Source organism: Streptomyces sp. 13-12-16 (genome assembly GCF_002114215.1).
Lineage (GTDB): Bacteria > Actinomycetota > Actinomycetes > Streptomycetales > Streptomycetaceae > Streptomyces.
In genome coordinates this window covers 475-1,368 of record NZ_NCTE01001390.1, presented here as the reverse complement: position 1 = coordinate 1,368, position 894 = coordinate 475, and the positions used below count along the sequence as shown (strand labels likewise).

2 protein-coding genes are annotated in these 894 nt (G+C 76.2%); both read right to left on the bottom strand.

Annotated elements, in window-relative coordinates:
* Positions 1 to 378: XdhC family protein (locus tag B7767_RS41300; protein ID WP_143652969.1), on the bottom strand; the 378-nt coding region annotated here is incomplete at its 3' end.
* Positions 371 to 894, bottom strand: a 524-nt coding sequence (locus tag B7767_RS41295; RefSeq protein WP_143652971.1) for a molybdopterin cofactor-binding domain-containing protein, incomplete at its 5' end; no start/stop codon positions are given. The genes B7767_RS41295 and B7767_RS41300, both read right to left, overlap by 8 nt.

Here is an 894-nt window from a genome sequence, read left to right as displayed (position 1 = left end):
CGCCCCCGGCCCGCCCCGCAGGACGGCCGACAGCGCAGCCCCGAGCACCTGCCGGGCGGGGGCCCGCCGGCCGACCGGGGTCACCATGATGTCGATGACCCCGCCGCAGGTCAGGCCGACGGCGAAGGCGTCCTCGTCGCTGTAGCCGAACCGTTCGACACGGGTCTCGCCGTCCGCGAGCGCCCGGGCGCACAGTTCGTACACCGCGCCCTCCACGCACCCGCCGGACACCGAGCCGATCGCCGTGCCCTCGCGGTCGACGGCGAGGGCGGCGCCGGGGCCGCGCGGCGCGCTGCCGCCCACGGACACCACCGTGGCCACGGCGAACTCCCGGCCCTCGGTCAGCCAGCGGTGCAGCTCGCCGGCGATGTCAAACACCCGTTCCTCCCGCCCGCAGGACCCGGTCCGGACGGATGGGCAGGTTCCGGTGCCGTACGCCGGTCGCGTGCCAGACCGCGTTGGCGACGGCCGCCGCCGCGCCCACGATGCCGACCTCGCCGATGCCCTTGATGCCGACGGGGTCGTCGGGGTCCGGGTCGTCGACCCAGTCCGCCTCGACCGTCGGCACGTCGGCGTGGGTGGCGACGTGGTAGCCGGCCAGGTCGGCGCCGTAGAGGCCGCCGGAGCCCCGGTCCCGGACCGCCTCCTCGTGCAGGGCCATCGAGATGCCCCAGGTCATGCCGCCCACGAGCTGACCGCGCGCGGTGAGCGGGTTGACGATCCGGCCCGCGGCGAAGATGCCGAGCATCCGCCGCACCCGCACCTCGCCGGTGGTGACGTCCACGGCCACCTCGGCGAACTGCGCCCCGAAGGAGTGCCGTTCCTTCTGGGCGAGGGCGCCGAGGGCGGCGGTGGTGTCGGACCGTACGGTGATGCCCTCCGGGGGCACGGTGC